A 17,420-nucleotide genomic window follows, 5' to 3' on the forward strand; every position below is an offset into this window, starting at 1 on the left:
CTGTTGTTTCAACCGTTTCAATGCCGACGGAACTGACGGAACTTGCGAAGGAGACACTTATGGAGCACCTACAGGGGGCTCTGCGGAACTACCCGTGGGGGTCGCACACGTTGCTTGCGCAGCTGCGTGGCACCCAGGTGCCCAGCGAGGCGCCGGAGGCTGAGCTCTGGTTCGGCGCCCATAGTGCCGCACCTTCCCAAGTCGCAGGCCGGGGCCTCGACGCCGTGATTGCCGCGGACCCCGAAGGCACGCTGGGCAAGCGCGTCGCGGACCGTTATGGCTCGCATTTGCCGTTCCTGCTGAAGCTGCTCGCCGCTGATGAGCCGCTGAGTATCCAGGCGCACCCGTCGCGCTCGCAGGCGAAGGCGGGGTTCGCGCGCGAGGAAGAAGAAGGCATCCGCCTGGACGATCCGACGCGCAACTACAAGGACCCGAACCCGAAGCCCGAGCTCATCGTGGCGCTCACCCCGTTCGAGGCCCTCGCCGGTTTCCGCCCGCTTGCGCAGACTCGCGAGTTCTTCGCCGCGCTCAACTGCGAGGAGCTTGACCACTACGCCTCGCTTCTCGACGCCACTTCGGAGGAAGCCGGACTCCGTGCGGTATTCACGACGTTCATCTCCCTGCCCGAGGACGTGCGTAAGACTCTGATTGACGCGATCGTTCCGGCCGCCGAGCGCGTCGCGGATGACGTCGGAGCTGGCGCGGCTGGTCCGCTGGCTGCGATGTTCCTGCGGGTCCACGACAAGTACCCGAACGACGTCGGTGTCCTCGCAGCACTCCTGCTGAACTATGTACAGATGCGTCCGGGGGAGGCGCTCTTCCTGCAAGCCGGGCAGTTGCACGCGTACCTGTCCGGGCTCGGCGTGGAGATCATGGCGAACTCGGACAACGTGCTTCGAGGTGGACTGACGTCGAAGCACGTGGACGTGCCTGAGCTGGTCAAGGTGCTGGACTTCTCCACGTTGGAGGACCCGTTCGCGAACACCACCGAGCGCGACAACGAAGTGAGTTTCCATCTGCCGGTGGATGACTTCATTATGAGTGCCCACCGTATCGACGCCGAGCATCCGCTGCTCGTGGACACCGACGGCCCCGCCATCTTCCTGTGTACCGAGGGAACTGTGCGCGCGGGCGACTTTGTGCTGAAGCCTGGTCAGGCGGCGTGGATCCCAGCCGCCGACCCGGCTGTGACCTTCGAGGTTGCGGAGGGTACCTCCGCGCAGTGCTTCTACGCGCGGGTCTAGGCAGGCCCCTGCCTGTCAGTTGCGGCTGGGGGTACTGCGTCTTCTTGGGAGGCTGGCTCTTCGGAAGTAGTTGATGCGTCTTCCTGTGAGGCTTGAGCCGACTCTTCGCTCGTTGGAGTTGGCGTGTTGACTGGCAGTGATGTCGTTGCTGCGGCGCCGGGGTGTAGCGCTGACGTCGTGGAGGTGGGAAGCTCCTGCGTCGGCTCAGATGGCAGCACCGTCGGGGATGACGGCTGCGTCGTGCCAATGGTGGTTGGCGTCGAAATGGTGGTTGGCGCCTGCTGCGTCGCCCGTGGCCGCGAGGTGCTCGACGTGGTACTTGGAACGTTCGGTGCGTCCGGCGTGTCGGGGCGAGGGGAGCGCTGCTTCGGGCGCTGCGGCTCTGCTGTTGGGGCGGGACCAGCTGGGCGCGACGCAGGCGCGGCCGGGGCCACGTTCGACGGGCGGTACTGCTTCGTCGGCTCCGTTACGGCTGGCGCACCGGAAAACGCGTGCGCAGGGGCCAGCGGGTCCGCGGATAGGTTGTAGGCAGACGGCGCAGTCGTGGCAATGTACGCATCGGCGGTGTGAAGCGCTGCGGAGTCGCCCCGGGAAGAGCGTGCAGAGCTCGGAGGGGTCGTCGATAAGGAAGAAGTTGTTGTGGTGGAGGTTGTCTCAATGAAGCCTGCTTGTGTGGTGGCGTTCGAGCGCCCCGGCGAGGACGCGTTCCAGACCACGACTCCCACTGCGATGGCAACGCAGATGCCGAGCGCCATGAACGTGGCGACTCTCCTTTGCGTCTGATTCATACGTTGCCCTTCGCCGCAGAATTTCCAGAATTACAAAACGATAACAATTTCGTTGCTTGAAATGTTTATAGCACGGAAGTCGGACATTGAAAAGAGTGTGTCCACGCGGTTATCAGGTGGGAAGCAGGGGAGTTCGCAATGCGTGCCGTGCCGTGTAGATTGCAGGGTATATACAGCCCCCACCTGAAAGGAAACACTGATGAGCAGCTGGGACCAGAAGATTTTCTCCAACGACGACAACATTGATTTTCTCGACGAGATCGCGGATTTGGACGAAGAAGACATTCTGGAAGCTGTCCGTGATGCCGTCTTGCTGGCCGCTGACCAGGACAGCGCCTCAGATGAAGAACGCACCAACGGGCTCGCTGCGGCGACCATCACCGCGATCTGGGCCGGCGCGCCGTTTTCCGCCGGTGAGATCGCGGAGCGTTTCCCCTTCATCCGCGGGAACAGCGGTGAGCTCGACGAACAGCTTATCGAGAGCGCAGCCGAGCTCCTTGAGGCTGTTGGCGATGAAGAGGACGAGGACGTCGAACAGTTCTTGGAAGCGCTCGCGTAGGGGGGCCAGTAGCCGTTAGGAGGTCTGTGGCATGATCATCGCCATCGAAGGCATTGATGGGGCGGGGAAGAACACCATCGTGAAGCGCATTGTGGAGGAATACGGCGCAGACACGCTGTCCTTCCCGCGCTACGAGGACTCGCTGCACGCGCAGCTGGCACAGGACGCCCTGTACGGCAAGATGGGTGACCTGGTGGATTCCGCTTACGGGATGGCGACGATGTTCGCGCTCGACCGTTTTGGTGCCAAGGCGCAGCTTGAGCAGTACCAGGACACGCCAGATCGGATCTTGTTGCTTGACCGCTACGTCGCCTCCAACGCCGCCTACACTGCGGCGCGCACCGGGGATGATGCCGCGGCGGAGTGGGTTGCTGAGCTCGAGTTCGGAAAGCTTGGGCTGCCGAAGCCCGACCTGCAGGTGCTCGTCGCTACCGCCCCGAGCGTTGCGCGGGAGCGCGCGCAGCGCAGAGAAGCTCAGGACGCGACGCGCACCCGCGACCACTACGAGCGCGACGGCGGGCTGCAGGACGCGACGTTTGCCCAGTACAACCGCCTCGCGGAGACTGACTGGGCGAGTCGGTGGATTTCCACGTCGGATGCCACGGCTATTATCCAAGCAATACAAAGCGCGCGTTAAGAGGAGCTGCCAATGTCCATGTCGAAAATCCTGGTCGTTGACGACGACCCAGCTATCAACGAGATGCTCACCATCGTGCTGGAGGCCGAAGGCTTTGACTCCCGCCCCGTCACCGATGGCGCCGAAGCCGTCCAGGCCTTCCATGAGTACGAGCCCGACCTGATCCTGCTGGATCTTATGCTTCCGGGAATGAACGGCATCGACATTTGTAAGGCGATTCGCCGCGAATCCTCCGTACCGATCGTCATGCTCACCGCGAAGACGGACACCGTCGACGTGGTGCTCGGCCTCGAGTCCGGCGCGGACGACTACATCACGAAGCCCTTCAAACCGAAGGAGCTCGTCGCCCGCATTCGGGCGCGTCTGCGCCGGACGGATGAGGAGCCGGGTGACGTCATCGAGATCGCCGATTTAGTAATCGACGTCCCCCAGCACATGGTGACCCGCAACGGGGAAGAGATCGCGCTGACCCCGCTCGAGTTCGATCTCCTGTTGGAGATGGCGAAGAAACCAAACCAAGTGCACTCCCGCGACGAGCTACTGGAATCGGTGTGGGGCTACCGCAACAACTCCGATACCCGCCTGGTCAACGTGCATGTGCAGCGCCTGCGCTCCAAGATTGAGCACGACCCGGAACACCCGGAGATCATCCAGACCGTGCGTGGTGTGGGCTACAAGTCCGTGAAGTAAGAGTGGGAGGTGGCGCTCCTGTTCGCCGTACTGAAACGTAGCAGGGACCGGATCGTAGAAGCGTGGCGCACTTCGCTGCAGGTGCGCTTCGTCGGCACGGTGTTGATTGTTTCCGCCGTGGTGATGATGGTGCTGGGGTTTGCGCTGGCGTCGGTAGTGAGCCAGCGTATCGCTGCATCCAAGATTGAGGCGGCGAGCGCGGAGATTGACCGTGCGCGCGTGACCGTCGAGGAGCAGATTAATAACTCGGGGTCTGCGACCTCATTGCAGAGCCGCTTGAATTCGGCGCGCGCCGGGCTGACGCAGCGTGCGCAGCAAAACTCGGAGGCGTCTGCTGTGTATGAGCCTGTGCTGGTGGTGAAGAACCCGAACGGGGTTGTTACGTCCTCGCCGGAGTCGTACCAGATCCCTGACAAGCTGGAGGAATACGTCGCTGAGGGCAATATCGCCTACCAGTTTTCGTCGGTGCAGCGCGGCGACCACTCGTCGTACAATGCCCTGATTATTGGCACCCCGACGACTTCGGATGTGCCGCACCTGCAGCTCTACCTTGTGATGAACATGGACAATGAGGCCTCGACGCTTGCGCTGATGCGGGGCATCTTAGCGACGGCCACGGTGATCGTCAGCGTCCTGTTGGTGGGCATTGCGTGGCTGGCGTCGCAGCAGATTGTTGCACCGGTGCGCTCGGCGTCGCGTACCGCGCGCCGGTTTGCTGAGGGCCACCTGCGCGAGCGCATGCCTGTCGACGGCGAGGACGAGATGGCGGTGCTGGCGCTGTCCTTCAACAACATGGCGGACAAGCTGTCGCAGCAGATTGATCACCTTGAGCGCTACGGCGACCTGCAGCGTCAGTTCACGTCCGACGTGTCCCACGAGCTGCGTACGCCGCTGACCACGGTGCGGATGGCGGCGGATATGATCGCCGCTGACGAGGACTCCCTGGAGCCTGGCACCCGCCGCGCTTCCCAGCTGATGACTCGCGAGCTGGACCGCTTCGAGGCCCTGCTCAATGACCTGTTGGAGATTTCCCGCCACGACGCCGGCGTCGCCGACTTGTCCGTCACGCAGATGGATATGAAGTCGCCGATCATGTCGGCGTGGCAGCAGACGCAGCACCTTGCGGACGAGCTCGGCGTGGAAGTTTCCTTCGACATGCCGGAGGAACCAGTGATGATGCTGGGCGAGTCCCGCCGGATCGAGCGCATCGTGCGTAACCTCATTGCGAACGCGATTGACCACTCGGAGGGCAGGCCGGTTACCGTGACACTGCGCGCCAACGAGAGTGCCGTCGCGGTGACGGTCAGGGACCACGGCATCGGGCTCAAGCCTGGGCAGGAGGAACTGGTGTTCAACCGTTTCTGGCGCGCCGACAAGTCCCGCAAGCGCCACTCTGGTGGCACCGGCCTTGGCCTGGCCATCGCCCGCGAGGACGCGCAGCTGCATCACGGCACGCTGGAAGCCGTCGGGGAAGAGGGCGTCGGTGCGCTGTTCCGTCTGGTCCTGCCGCTGGATCCGGAGGCAGGCTTTTCGACGTCCCCTCTGCCCCTCGAGCTGGAACCCAAGGCGGACGCGGACGGCGTCGAAGTGGACGTCGAAACGCAGGACGAGGAAAGGCAGCCAGATGAAGCGCATGAAGCGTAGGTACCTTGCTATAGCGATGAGCACGACGCTGCTCTTGGGCGGGTGCGCGACGCTGCCGTCGAATACTGACCCGCATGTGCTCCGGCCCTACCAGGAGGAAGCGCCGGAGTCGGAGATTATCGGCCCGATCAAGGACCGCGAGCCGGATCTTTTGCTGCGTGACTTCTACGCGGCCTCCGCGATCCCAACCGGCGACTACGAAGCGGCGCGCGCCTTCCTCACTGAGGCCGCGAAGCCCACGTGGAGCGCCAATGAGCAGACGCTCATCGTCGACCGGATCGGGTTGAATACGGTATCCGGCAGCTCGGGGAACAAGCGCAGTTTTGCGGTGCACGGCAACGTGGTCGGCGCGCTCGGTAGTGGTGGCGTGTTCACTCCGGAGCGCGGTACCTACGAGGCCACGCTGGAGCTCGAGCAGGTCGACGGCCAGTGGCGCATTTCCTCGTTGCCGCCCGGCGTGGTCATGGAGCGCACCGAGCTGCGCAACCAATACCAGCCTTACAACCTGTACTTCTTTGATCCGACCGGCAAGGAGCTGGTCACCGACCGGCGCTGGGTCTACGCGCCGCGCGATTTCCTACCCAGTACGCTGATCTCGCTGCTGCTCGAAGGGCCGGCTAGCCGCCTGCGCCCCGCGATCATGGGGACACTGCCATCGACGGTGCGCTACACCGGTTTCGAGGGCGGTGTCTACCACTTTGCGGGCCTCGGCAATATGGACGAGGCCGCGCGCAGCCGCTTCGCCGCACAGGTGGTGTGGACGCTCGCCTCCGCAGGCGTTACCGGCCCGTTTTCGCTCCTCGCCGACGGCGAGCCGCTCATCACTGGCGCCCGCGAACTGACCACCGACGACTTCATCGACGTCAGCCCCGTCGTCGAGCAAGTCGGGGAGAGCACCCTGTACTCGCTCGCCGACGGCCACGTTTCCCAAATCACTGGCGGAGGCCCGCAGCCCGTTGCCGGTGTGCTGGGCAACACGCACAGCGTGGTCACCGCCGACATTTCCGGTGAGGGGCAGTGGGCCGCGGTGTTCAACGTCGGCGACGGCCCCGAAGGCGCCGAGCTGCGCCTCGGGCAGCTCACCGGCGGTAGCGTGGACGTGGTGAAGGCGGAGACCTTCTCGCGCCCATCGTTCGAGCCAAACAGCAAAGCGGTGTGGACCGTTTCGGACGGCAAGCATATCCTGCGCTCCACGCAATCCTCGGCGACAGGGGAGGTCACCACCGAGGAAGTGCACGTTGATCTTCCCGAAGATGTCGACGGCAACATTTCCGTGCTGCGTCTTTCCCGATCGGGCTCGCGCGTCGTCATGGTGATTGACGGTCGCCTGTACACCGGCATCATCGAGCAGCGCGCCGCAGGCGCCGGCGCAATTGTCAACGTTCTCGAGTACAGCTACGAGCTCGGTGGCAGCGTGGTCTCCGCGGACTGGCACCCCGACGGCTCGCTCATCGTTGGCACCTCGAACCCGGCGTCGCCCGTGATGCGTGTGGAGCAGGACGGATCCTCGACCACCGCGCTGTCGCTCGGGAACATCTCCGCGCCGGTGGTGGCCGTGGCGGCGTCGCCAAACATGCTGTACGCGACCGACGCAAACGCCATTTTGCAAATGCCCGTCAGTGGTGCTGACACCCCGATCTGGCGCGAGGTGCCTGGCCTCCAGGGTGTGCGCTCACTGCCGATCATCGCGAGGTAGGCGGCGTGACGCTCGCAGAGGTTGGTGAACTCTTCCTACCGCGCCACTGCGCTGGGTGCGGGACCCCGGGCTCCGTGTTGTGCCCAGCCTGCCGCACTGAACTGTCGGCACTGCCGCGCCGGGTGTCGCCGCAGCACTTGCCGCACGTGCCGGTGTTCGCGCTCGGGCCGTACGGCGGCGCGCACCGTGGGGTAGTGCTCGCGATGAAGGAGCGCAGGAATTTGGCCGTGCGCAAGCATGTCGGGGCGGTGTTGGACGCGGCGCTGACCTTTCTTGAGGTTCGCGGTGAGATTCACCCGGACGCGCTGCTGGTCCCTGCGCCGACGCGCGCGGTCTCGGCAAGGGAGCGCGGCGGGGACCCGGTGAGCGTGATCTGTAAGCGTTCGGGGCGCAAGGTGGTGGACGTGTTGGAGCTCGCGGAATCAACGACTGACCAGTCGGAGTTGGACGCGGCGCACCGCCGGTCCAACTTGGCCGGCGCGGTGCGGATGCGCCGCGGGTGGGAGGCGCTGCACACGGGCACCGGCGCTGGCCCCGTCATTGTTGTCGACGATGTCGTGACCACCGGCGCCACGCTTCAGACCAGCGTAGAAGTGCTGCTCGCGCACGGGTTTGACGTGGTCAGCTGCGTTGCCGTGTGCGCCGCCTAGCCGCGCAGTACGCATGGTGTTCGCTGGTAGCAAACTGGCAGGGAGTTTTACACAGATACGTAGCCATTGGTTAGTACCAGTTGTATAGTGGTGATAGACCCAGTTCCAACAACGCTAGGGAGGAAGCAGATGACTTCTGCAGAGCACACCGACGGATTCGCACCAGCAGCCCAGGTTACGATTACTGGCCGTAACGTCGAGGTCCCAGAGCATTTCCAAGAGCGCGTTAACGCCAAGCTTGCCAAGATTGAGAAGCTTGATCCAACGTTGACGTTCTTCCATGTTGAGCTGCAGCACGAGCCGAACCCTCGTCGTGAGGCACAGGCACAGCGCGTGCAGATTACTGCGACCGGCAAGGGCCACCTGGCACGTGCGGAAGCCAAGGAAGACAGCTTCTACGCAGCGCTTGAATCCGCGCTGGGTAAGCTGGAGCGCTCCTTGCGTAAGGTGAAGGTCCGCCGCGAGATTGCTCGTTCCGGCCACCGCGCACCGAAGTCCACCGGCGAAATCGCAGCTGAGCTTGCGCACGAGGCAGAGGATGCTCGTGCAAAGCAGGCGGAGGGCCAGTATGACACTGACCCGTACGCTGGCACCTTTGAGGATGCCCCGCTCGGCCAGGTTGTGCGTCGCAAGCTGCACCCGGATACCCCGATCAGCGTCGATGAGGCGCTCTCTGAGATGGAGCTGGTTGGCCACGACTTCTACCTCTTCATCGATGAAGAGTCGAAGCGTCCAGCAGTGGTCTACCGCCGCCACGCATACGACTACGGTCTGATCACCCTGGCTCCAGAAGATGAGGTCAAGGCAAACGACGAGAAGTAGCGTCGCCACTATATGATTCGTCGCCTGCTTGTGTAAGCAAAAAGCTTGTACGGGCGGGCGGCGTTTTCACATTCTTTTCTTATTGATTCCACCAGTTGTGATTGCCTGTTTTCGTTGACGCGTGCGTACAATGGCCGATTGGTACATAAAAGCAGCGCGTAGAGCTGGCGTGATCGCTTTGTTTTTCTAACTTTTGAAGGATTCTAGAAACGTGTTTGGACTGTCGAAACTGCTGCGTGCGGGTGAAGGGCGTATGGTAAAACGCCTCTCGAAGATCGCTGATCAAGTCATGGATCTCGATGAGGAGTACGCGGCACTCACAGATGACGAGTTGAAGGCCAAAACGGAAGAGTTTAAGCAAAAGATTGCCGACGGCGCTTCGCTCGACGACATTTTGCTCGATGCGTTCGCGACAGCCCGCGAGGCATCCTGGCGCGTGCTGGGGCAGAAGCACTACAAGGTGCAGATCATGGGTGGTGCCGCGCTGCACTTCGGTTCCGTCGCCGAGATGAAAACTGGTGAAGGCAAGACCCTGACCTCGGTGCTGCCTGCCTACCTCAATGGTTTGAGCGGCAAGGGCGTGCACATTGTTACCGTCAACGACTACTTGGCAAAGCGTGACGCCGAGATGATGGGTCGTGTCCATCACTTCCTGGGGCTCGACGTTGGTGTGATCCTGTCCGACATGCGCCCGCAGGAGCGCAAGAAGGCGTACGACGCGGCGATTACGTACGGCACCAATAACGAACTCGGCTTCGACTACTTGCGCGACAACATGACCCGTTCGGTCAACGACATGGTGCAGCGCGGCCACAACTTCGCCATCGTGGACGAGGTTGACTCGATTCTTATCGACGAAGCCCGTACCCCGCTGATTATTTCCGGCCCGGTTGATGGCTCCAGCCAGTTCTACACCGTGTTCGCGCAGCTCGCACCGCGTATGCGCGAGGGCATCCACTACGAGGTGGACCACCGTAAGCGCACCATTGGTATCTCCGAGGAAGGCGTGGAGTTCGTCGAGGACCAGCTGGGCATTGACAACCTGTACGCGCCTGAGCACTCGCAGCTGGTGAGCTACCTGAATAACGCTATTAAGGCGAAGGAGCTCTTCGAGCGCGATAAGGACTACATCATCCGTCAGGGTGAGGTCATGATCGTCGATAGCTTCACGGGCCGCGTGCTGGCGGGCCGTCGCTACAACGAGGGTATGCACCAGGCGATCGAGGCGAAGGAAAACGTTGAGATCAAGAACGAGAACCAGACGCTGGCGACGGTGACGCTGCAGAACTACTTCCGTCTCTACGACAAGCTGGCTGGCATGACCGGTACCGCTGAGACTGAGGCGGCGGAGCTGCACCAGATCTACAAGATGGACGTTGTGCAGATTCCACCGAACCGCCCGAACCAGCGCGTGGACCGCGACGACCTGATCTACAAGACGCAGGAAGCGAAGTTCGCCGCTGTTGCGGAGGATATTGCGGAGCACGTCGAGAAGGGCCAGCCGGTGCTGGTCGGTACCACCTCGGTGGAGCGCTCGGAGTACCTCTCGCAGCTGCTGACGCGCAAGGGCATCAAGCACAATGTGCTCAACGCGAAGCACCACGAGGAAGAAGGCCGCATTATTGCGGAGGCTGGTCTGCCGGCGAAGGTGACGGTCTCTACGAACATGGCTGGTCGCGGTACGGATATCGTGCTGGGTGGCAACCCGGAAATTCTGTTGGACGCGAAGCTGCAGGAGCAGGGCCTCGACCCGTTCGAGGACGAGGAGCGCTACCAGGAGGCGTGGAACGAGCAGCTGCCGAAGGCGAAGGAGCGCTCGAAGCAGCTCGGCGACGAAGTACGTGAGGCTGGTGGCCTGTACGTGATCGGTACGGAGCGCCACGAGTCTCGTCGTATTGATAACCAGCTGCGTGGCCGTTCTGGCCGTCAGGGTGACCCGGGTGAGACCCGTTTCTACCTGTCGATGCGCGACGAGCTCATGGTTCGCTTCGTTGGCCAGTCGATGGAAAACATGATGAACCGCCTCAACGTTCCGGACGATGTTCCGATTGAGGCGAAGATGGTGTCGAATGCGATTAAGGGCGCGCAGTCGCAGGTTGAGAACCAGAACTTCGAGATGCGTAAGAACGTCCTGAAGTACGACGAGGTGCTCAACGAGCAGCGCAAGGTGGTCTACGGTGAGCGCCAGGAGATCTTGGCGTCGAAGGACATCAAGGATCAGGTCCGCCGCATGATCAGTTCGACTGTCGGCGCGTACGTGGATGGCGCGACGGTGGAGGGCTACGTCGAGGACTGGGACCTGCAGGAACTCTGGCACGCACTCGAGTCCCTGTACGGCCCGTCGAAGACGGCCCAGGAGCTTATCGACGGCGACGAGTACGGCAAGCCGGGCGAGCTCACCGCTGAGCAGCTTCGCGAGGCACTCATCGACGACGCCCAGGCGCAGTACGATCAGCTCGAGGCGAACGTTGCTGAGATCGGCGGCGAGGAGCAGATGCGCAACGTGGAGCGTATGGTGATCCTGCCGATCATCGATACGAAGTGGCGCGAGCACCTCTACGAGATGGATTACCTCAAGGAGGGCATCGGCCTGCGTGCGATGGCGCAGCGCGACCCGCTGGTCGAGTACCAGAAGGAGGGCGGCGACATGTTCAACGCTATGAACGAGGCGATCCAGGAAGAGACGGTGCGCCAGCTCTTCATGATGCGTAAGCAGTTCGAGTCCGCGCAGGAGGAGACTGCGCAGGCCTAAGTTCGACAGGTAGGCCCTGGCCGGGTGGTGTCACTTACAAAACTTTGAAGGACACCAGCCGGCCGTTGTCCATTTTTGCCACGAACCCGAACCGTTTTTGGCCTGTGGCGACGGTGCCGAAGAACTCGCCGCCGTCGCGGGCGTGGCAGGTCACGATGCGCGGCGGGCCCGCGTGTTGCTGCTGGAAGCGCCGGTAGGCGCGGACATTGGTGCGGGCGGCCGTCGAGAAGCGGTCGGCGCGCAGTGCACGGAGGTTTGTGGCTCCGAAGCTTGCTGCGAGCGCTGTGCGCACGAGCGGGGCGACGTTGGATCCGGTGCGGCGAGGGTCGCTGGGTGAGTACCGTGCTTGGCGGCGGCGCGTTTCCGCTGCGCGTCCGGAGCGCTTCGGGGAGGGAACGAGCAGTTGAACGTGCTGGTGGCCAGGGGCGGGGTAGTAGGTCACGGCGGGGTCCTTTCGTATCGTTGTGCACGGTGCGGGGTGCTGGTAGGTAGTATTGTGCACGTTCGCGCCGTGAGGGCGCTAGGAGAATTTGCGCACTTTGGTGTGCACTGCAGAAGAACCGAAAACGAAGTACAGGAATTGAGGCGTCCAAATGCAGGGACTCATTATTGACTACGCAGGTGTGTTGGACCAGGACCCGGAGGACCAGCGCCGCTGGCAGCAGCTGATTGAGGCTGTGAAGGAGAAAGACAAGGCCGTAGGCATTTTGTCCAACGAGGAATCCGAGGGCCAAATGGCGGACGCGGCGCGGGACTGGGAGTTCTGCGGTGTCGTGGATGCGGTGGTGCTCTCCGGCGACATTGGTGCGGAGAAGCCGTCCCCGGCAGCATTCCAGGCCGCGGCGGATGCGCTGGATATTCCGCTCAATGACTGCGTCATGATCGATGACGACATCATGAACGTCCGCTCGGCCGTCGAGTGCGGCATGATCGCGATTTTGCACACGGCGTTTGACCGCACCGCGGTGGAGATCCAGACGCTGTTCAATATCGAGGGGGAGTTTTAATGCGCGTCTACATCCCCGCGACGTTCTCCATGGTGGAGGGACTCGCCGCAGACAAGGTGCTGCACCCGCGCAACGGGTGGGGCTTCGCCGCGACGACGGCGCTGCGCGAGTTCTTCACCTCCGGCGATGAGGAGGAGATCGAGGCAGTAGCGTTTGACGACGCCGCGCTGGCCTCCATCCGTCTGCTGGCGATTGGTGACCAGGATCGGTTCCCGCACCGCCGTGTGGTGATCTCCGCGGACGTGGACGCCGAGGAAGCCGATGACATGGGGGACTCCGTCGTGCGGGTGTCTGGGCCGGTGGGGTTGGAGGACGTTGCGGCGATCCATATCGACCTGGCAGAGGCAGAAGCGGCGACGGCGAAGGCCATCGAACACATCGACGCCGCAGACCTCGGGGACGAGGACGCGGAGCTGGCTGTCGGGGACGCGCAGGACAATTACCTGGCGTTTTACGATGTCAGCGAGCTACCGTTCCTCGTCGAGCTGCTTTAGATCCCACTCGTTGTTGGAGCGCAGCGCGCTGAGTAGGCGTCGCACGGCGGCGACGCGGCGCGACAGCGCCCCTCCCTCGAAGGCGTCCCAGGCGCACTCCGGGTCCGTGGGCGGGCCGGCATGCGTGCAGCCGCGCGGGCATTCCTGGGCTGCCTCGGCGAGCTCGGGGAAGACGTCGATGACTTGGTCGGGGGAGACGTGCGCCAGGCCGAACGAGCGGATGCCCGGTGTGTCGATGATCCAGCCGCCGCCCGGAAGCTCGAGCGCCACGGACTGCGTCGAGGTGTGGCGGCCCTTGCCCACGCCGGAGACGTCGCCGGTTTCGCGTTGCGCGTCCGGGACGAGGCGGTTGACCAGCGTCGACTTGCCCACGCCGGAGTGGCCGACGCAGGCCGAGACGTGGTCGTTGAGGCGTTGTGTGAGTTGGTCGAGGGGGTCGTCGATACCTACGGTGAGGACTTCGACGTTGAGGTCCTCGATTTCTGCGATGAACTCGTCGGGGCGCGCGAGGTCCGTTTTTGTCATGCAGACAATGGGGCGCACCCCGCCGACGAATGCGGCGATGAGCGCGCGCTCCACAAGCCCGGTGCGTGGCGGCGGGTCGGCGGCGGCGACCACGATGAGCAACAGCTCCGCGTTGGCGACGACGACACGCTCGAAGGGGTCGGTGTCGTCCGCGGTGCGGCGCAGGACCGAGGTGCGGTCGGCGCGCAGCACGATGCGGGCGAGCGTGTCCTTGCGCCCGCTGGTATCACCCACGACGCTGACTCGGTCGCCGACCTCGATGCTGGTGCGCTTCAGGTGGCGCGCTCGCATGCAGGCAACCAGCGTGCCGTTATCCAGCATGACACCCCAGCGCCCCCTATCCTTCGTGACCACCATCCCGGTGAGCGCATCCTCGTAGGAGGGGCGGTCCTTGGTGCGGGGGCGTGAGCCGCGCCCGGGGCGGACGCGGACGTCGGATTCGTCGTAATCGCTGAACTTGCGGCGTGCCATGGGGTTCTTTCTATGCTTCTTCGTGCTGGAGCGCGGTGTGCCACATCGCGGGGAAGTCGGGCAGGGTCTTTGCCGTCGTTGCGATGTTTTCCACCTGCACACCCGGGGTGGTCAGGCCGATGATGGCGCCGGCGGTGGCCATGCGGTGGTCGTCGTAAGAGTGCCACGTGCCACCGTGGAGGGGCTGTGGGCGGATACGGAGGCCGTCGTCAAGCTCTTCGCAAGCGCCGCCAAGCCTGTTGATTTCGGTGGTGAGCGCCGCCAGCCGGTCCGTTTCATGCCCGCGCAGGTGCGCGATGCCGGTCAGCTCCGATGGGGTCGCCGCCTGCGTGGTCAGCGCCGCGACGGTCGGGGTGAGCTCGCCGATGTCTCCCATGTCCAGGCTGATGCCTTGCAGGGCGCCGGGGGGCGGGCCCTGCACTCGCAGTGAGTTGCCGGATAGTTCGACCTCGCAGCCCATTTGCGCCAGGATGTCGCGGATTACGTCGCCCGCCTGCGTCGTCTGCGTTGGCCAGTGCTCGATGCGCACCTCGCCGCCGGTGATGGCAGCGGCGGCCAAAAACGGCGTCGCGTTCGACAGATCCGGCTCAATCTCCCAGTGCCGCCCGCGGATCTCCTGCGGGGCAACGTGCCAGGTTGCGTCCTTGCACTGCGTCTCGACGCCGGCTTCGCGCAGCATTGCCACCGTCATATCAATATGCGGCATGGACGGCAGCGAGTCGCCCGTGTGGGTGATGGTGACGCCTTGCTCGAAGCGCGCCGCGGCAAGCAGCAGTCCGGAGACGAACTGGGAAGACCCGGAGGCGTCAATGCTGACGTCCCCGCCTGCGACAGTGCCGGTGCCGTGGACAGTGAAGGGGAGGCGCTCCCCGTCGATATCGGCGCCGAGCTGGCGCAGCGCATCCAGGATGGTGCCCATCGGCCGGGTGCGAGCGTGCGGGTCGCCGTCGAAGCGGGTGGTGCCGTGCGCGAACGCCGCCACTGGTGGCACGAAGCGCATCACGGTGCCTGCCAGGCCGCAGTTGATGTCGCCGCCGCGCAGGGGTGCTGGCTGGACGTGGACGGTGTCGCCGTCGTGGGTGAACTGTACGCCGAGGGCAGCCAGGGCCGCCTCCATGAGGTCGGTGTCGCGGGAGCGCAGCGCCCCGACCAGCGTCGACGGGCCAGAGGCCAGCGCCGCGAGAACATAGGCGCGGTTCGTCATCGATTTCGACCCCGGCAGCGCGAGTGTGGCGCGGACGGGGTCGGCAATGGAGGGGGCTGGCCACAAGTCAGTCATGACGTACATCATAATGGAGGAATGTGTGGCCGTTTCGTTTTGTTTAGCACCGGCGAGCAACTCCTCGGATTCGTCGGCTCTCTCCCAGGCGTGCGCGAAGTTGTAGCGCCCGACGGCACGCCACCCGCCCGCTACAACGTCGCGCCGACGCACCAAGTACCCATCGTGCGCTTCCACGAACACGAGGCGCTCGTCCAAGCCGCGCGCTGGGGCCTTCTCCCGAGCTGGAAGCGCGACGACTCCGGCCCGCCACTGTTCAACGCGCGCGGGGAGACCGTCGCGGAGAAGCCGTCGTTCCGTAGCGCAATGCGCTCGCAGCGCGGCATCATGCTTCTCGACGGCTACTACGAATGGCACGAAAAACAGCCCTACTACGTCACCCCGGAGTCCGGGATGCTCGTCGCCGCCGCACTGTGGGACACCGGCGCTAACCGGCTTTCGACGACCATGGTCACCACCGACGCCGCCGAACGTATCGCGTGGTTACACCACCGGCTCCCGCTGTTCCTCTTGCCTGAGGAAATCGAGCAGTGGACACAAGGCACAGCAGAAGAGGCTCAAGAGCTCATCTCTCCCTCGCGCGTGGCACCGCAGCTGCAGTGGCATGCGGTTGGGCGCGAGGTGGGCAACGTCCGAAACGATTCGCCCGAGCTCATCCAACCGATCTAGGCGCCGATCGGCGCGAACTTCCCGGACGTCAGCTTCGCCAGGTCACCCGGGGCCAGTTGCACGGATAGCCCCCGCTGACCGGCGGAGACGGTGATGGCGTCGAGGGATTCGATGGTGGCGTCGAGAAGCACTGGGAGCCTCTTGAGCGTGCCCAGCGGCGAGATGCCACCCACGACATAGCCCGTGGCGTGCTCAGCCTGTGCGAGCTCCGCCATCGCAGCCTTCTTCCACCCCAGCGCCTTCGCTGCTGCCTTCAAACTCAGGTGCCCAGAGACCGGCACGCAGCACAGGGCGAGCTTCTTCGGGTCCTGCACATTCGACACCACCAGCGTCTTGAGCACCGTCGTAGGATCAAGCCCCAGCTCATGGGCCGAATGCTCACCGAAATTATCCTGGCTCGCGGCGTACTCCAACACCTTATGAGGAGTCTTCGCCACAACTTTCAAAGCGCGAGTTCGTTGCATACAGACGATGCTACGTCGCGCGCCCGGCTGGCTACAATGGCCCCTATGGCCGAAACAGACCTCAAAACACGCTTTACTGAGGAAGCGATGCCACTGCTAGACCAGCTCTACGGCGGCGCGCTGCGGATGACCCGCAACCCCCAAGACGCCGAAGACCTCGTGCAAGAGACCTTCTTGAAGGCGTACAACGCATTCGACAGCTTCAAACCAGGCACTAACCTGAAGGCGTGGATGTACCGAATCATGACGAACACGTACATCAACTCCTACAGGAAGAAGAAGCGCCGACCACTGGAAACCTCGGCCGAGGACGTGACCGACCATCAGCTGTACACCACAAGCTCGCACGACTCGACCGGCCTCGAATCAGCGGAGGTTGAGGCGCTCAAGGCGATGCCGAACTCGCGGATCAGCGAAGCGCTCAACGCGCTGAATGAGGACTACCGCATGGTGGTCTACTACGCGGACGTCGAAGGCATGGCGTACAAGGAAATCGCCGAAGTGATGGACATTCCACTGGGGACCGTCATGAGCCGACTGCACCGTGGAAGAAAACAACTGCGCGAGATGTTGAAAGACGTGGCACATGAACAGGGCATCGGGCTCGACCATGCGGATATGGCGGAGTTGAAGCAGCAGAAGGTGGAGGAGAAGTAATGGCAACAGAACATAACCACGCAAGTGAAGCTGACTGCCGCGGCATGCACCAGCTGCTGTGCGAGCTGTTCCAGCCGGACACGCCACCCGAGCGCGTGGCCGCCATCCGAAAAGAATTGGCGAGCTGCCCTGACTGCCTCCGCCAGCTTGAATCGGAGGAAGCGATCCGTGGCCTTGTGCGCGACTGTTGCGGGCAGGCCCACGCGCCACGGGTATTGAGGGAGCGGATTATCACCTCAATTTCCTACACAGAGGTCCGTATTCAGCGGCGTTAACTGCCGCGTGTTGGCGTTGGTTGCCGGGCCCGAACCAGTACAAGCATCATGCTGGTTCGGGCCTTTCATACTTTCGACCCAACCCAACGGGGGTAAA

Annotated in this window: 19 protein-coding genes; 14 read left to right on the forward strand and 5 right to left on the reverse strand. The window is 63.5% G+C overall.

Features of this window, described 5'->3' with window-relative positions:
• The first annotated feature begins 59 nt into the window (after nt 1-59).
• On the forward strand, nt 60-1,244 hold the full coding sequence (manA, locus tag KBX14_RS04665; RefSeq protein WP_256041929.1) for a mannose-6-phosphate isomerase, class I: 1,185 nt from the start codon (nt 60-62) through the stop codon (nt 1,242-1,244).
• Here manA and KBX14_RS04670 read toward each other — a convergent pair.
• On the reverse strand, nt 1,241-2,032 hold the full coding sequence (locus tag KBX14_RS04670) for a hypothetical protein (RefSeq protein ID WP_256041930.1): 792 nt from the start codon (nt 2,030-2,032) through the stop codon (nt 1,241-1,243). The two genes, manA and KBX14_RS04670, sit on opposite strands and share 4 nt — an antisense overlap.
• Before the next feature lie 199 nt (nt 2,033-2,231).
• On the opposite strand from KBX14_RS04670, the gene KBX14_RS04675 reads away from it, so the two are divergent.
• The 8 genes from KBX14_RS04675 to secA all read left to right on the forward strand — a co-directional run bounded on the left by KBX14_RS04675 (nt 2,232) and on the right by secA (nt 11,482).
• Entirely contained in the window at nt 2,232-2,591 is a 360-nt protein-coding gene (locus tag KBX14_RS04675; RefSeq protein ID WP_070362950.1) for a DUF4259 domain-containing protein, read from the forward strand.
• A 31-nt stretch (nt 2,592-2,622) separates the two neighbouring features.
• Nucleotides 2,623-3,228, forward strand: coding sequence for a dTMP kinase (locus KBX14_RS04680; RefSeq protein ID WP_256041931.1), 606 nt, complete (start codon nt 2,623-2,625; stop codon nt 3,226-3,228).
• A gap of 18 nt (nt 3,229-3,246) precedes the next feature.
• Nucleotides 3,247-3,918, forward strand: coding sequence for an MtrAB system response regulator MtrA (gene mtrA, locus KBX14_RS04685; protein ID WP_070477811.1), 672 nt, complete (start codon nt 3,247-3,249; stop codon nt 3,916-3,918).
• Nucleotides 3,919-3,927: 9 nt separating this feature from the next.
• Nucleotides 3,928-5,562 carry an MtrAB system histidine kinase MtrB gene (gene mtrB / locus KBX14_RS04690; RefSeq protein ID WP_370687061.1) on the forward strand — a complete coding sequence of 545 codons (1,635 nt, stop codon included), beginning with the start codon at nt 3,928-3,930 and terminating at the stop codon, nt 5,560-5,562.
• The gene (gene lpqB, locus KBX14_RS04695) at nt 5,543-7,258 is read left to right on the forward strand and encodes an MtrAB system accessory lipoprotein LpqB (protein ID WP_256041932.1); all 1,716 of its coding nucleotides are present in this window, start codon (nt 5,543-5,545) and stop codon (nt 7,256-7,258) included. The genes mtrB and lpqB overlap by 20 nt, the downstream gene beginning before the upstream one ends.
• A 5-nt stretch (nt 7,259-7,263) precedes the next feature.
• Nucleotides 7,264-7,908, forward strand: a complete 645-nt coding sequence (locus KBX14_RS04700) for a phosphoribosyltransferase family protein (RefSeq protein WP_256041933.1) — start codon at nt 7,264-7,266, stop codon at nt 7,906-7,908.
• Between the two features lie 129 nt (nt 7,909-8,037).
• Nucleotides 8,038-8,730, forward strand: coding sequence for a ribosome hibernation-promoting factor, HPF/YfiA family (gene hpf / locus KBX14_RS04705; protein WP_070362946.1), 693 nt, complete (start codon nt 8,038-8,040; stop codon nt 8,728-8,730).
• A gap of 211 nt (nt 8,731-8,941) precedes the next feature.
• Nucleotides 8,942-11,482, forward strand: coding sequence for a preprotein translocase subunit SecA (gene secA / locus KBX14_RS04710; protein WP_070362945.1), 2,541 nt, complete (start codon nt 8,942-8,944; stop codon nt 11,480-11,482).
• Nucleotides 11,483-11,516: 34 nt separating this feature from the next.
• Here the strand turns inward: secA and KBX14_RS04715 are convergent, their stop codons facing one another.
• Entirely contained in the window at nt 11,517-11,924 is a 408-nt protein-coding gene (locus KBX14_RS04715; RefSeq protein ID WP_070362944.1) for a hypothetical protein, read from the reverse strand.
• A 151-nt stretch (nt 11,925-12,075) separates the two neighbouring features.
• Between KBX14_RS04715 and KBX14_RS04720 the strand changes: the two genes are divergently transcribed.
• On the forward strand, nt 12,076-12,489 hold the full coding sequence (locus KBX14_RS04720) for an HAD family hydrolase (RefSeq protein WP_256041934.1): 414 nt from the start codon (nt 12,076-12,078) through the stop codon (nt 12,487-12,489).
• Nucleotides 12,489-12,983 carry a hypothetical protein gene (locus KBX14_RS04725; RefSeq protein ID WP_070477723.1) on the forward strand — a complete coding sequence of 165 codons (495 nt, stop codon included), beginning with the start codon at nt 12,489-12,491 and terminating at the stop codon, nt 12,981-12,983. Before KBX14_RS04720 ends, KBX14_RS04725 begins: the two co-directional genes overlap by 1 nt.
• Here the strand turns inward: KBX14_RS04725 and rsgA are convergent.
• Both rsgA and aroA read right to left on the reverse strand, forming a co-directional pair.
• Nucleotides 12,957-13,979 carry a ribosome small subunit-dependent GTPase A gene (gene rsgA, locus KBX14_RS04730; RefSeq protein ID WP_256000590.1) on the reverse strand — a complete coding sequence of 341 codons (1,023 nt, stop codon included), beginning with the start codon at nt 13,977-13,979 and terminating at the stop codon, nt 12,957-12,959. The genes KBX14_RS04725 and rsgA overlap by 27 nt on opposite strands.
• 10 nt (nt 13,980-13,989) lie before the next feature.
• Nucleotides 13,990-15,258, reverse strand: a complete 1,269-nt coding sequence (aroA, locus tag KBX14_RS04735; protein ID WP_256041935.1) for a 3-phosphoshikimate 1-carboxyvinyltransferase — start codon at nt 15,256-15,258, stop codon at nt 13,990-13,992.
• Nucleotides 15,259-15,279: 21 nt separating this feature from the next.
• Between aroA and KBX14_RS04740 the strand changes: the two genes are divergently transcribed.
• On the forward strand, nt 15,280-15,927 hold the full coding sequence (locus KBX14_RS04740) for an SOS response-associated peptidase (protein ID WP_256000594.1): 648 nt from the start codon (nt 15,280-15,282) through the stop codon (nt 15,925-15,927).
• Here the strand turns inward: KBX14_RS04740 and ybaK are convergent.
• Nucleotides 15,924-16,391, reverse strand: a complete 468-nt coding sequence (gene ybaK / locus KBX14_RS04745) for a Cys-tRNA(Pro) deacylase (RefSeq protein ID WP_070477729.1) — start codon at nt 16,389-16,391, stop codon at nt 15,924-15,926. The two genes, KBX14_RS04740 and ybaK, sit on opposite strands and share 4 nt — an antisense overlap.
• Before the next feature lie 36 nt (nt 16,392-16,427).
• Between ybaK and KBX14_RS04750 the strand changes: the two genes are divergently transcribed.
• Entirely contained in the window at nt 16,428-17,048 is a 621-nt protein-coding gene (locus KBX14_RS04750; protein ID WP_070362938.1) for a sigma-70 family RNA polymerase sigma factor, read from the forward strand.
• Nucleotides 17,048-17,323 carry a hypothetical protein gene (locus KBX14_RS04755; protein WP_070362937.1) on the forward strand — a complete coding sequence of 92 codons (276 nt, stop codon included), beginning with the start codon at nt 17,048-17,050 and terminating at the stop codon, nt 17,321-17,323. Before KBX14_RS04750 ends, KBX14_RS04755 begins: the two co-directional genes overlap by 1 nt.
• The last annotated feature ends 97 nt before the right edge of the window (nt 17,324-17,420 follow it).

It is taken from the genome of Corynebacterium sp. CCUG 61414, from assembly GCF_024453945.1.
In the GTDB taxonomy this organism is placed as follows: Bacteria; Actinomycetota; Actinomycetes; order Mycobacteriales; family Mycobacteriaceae; genus Corynebacterium; species Corynebacterium pseudogenitalium.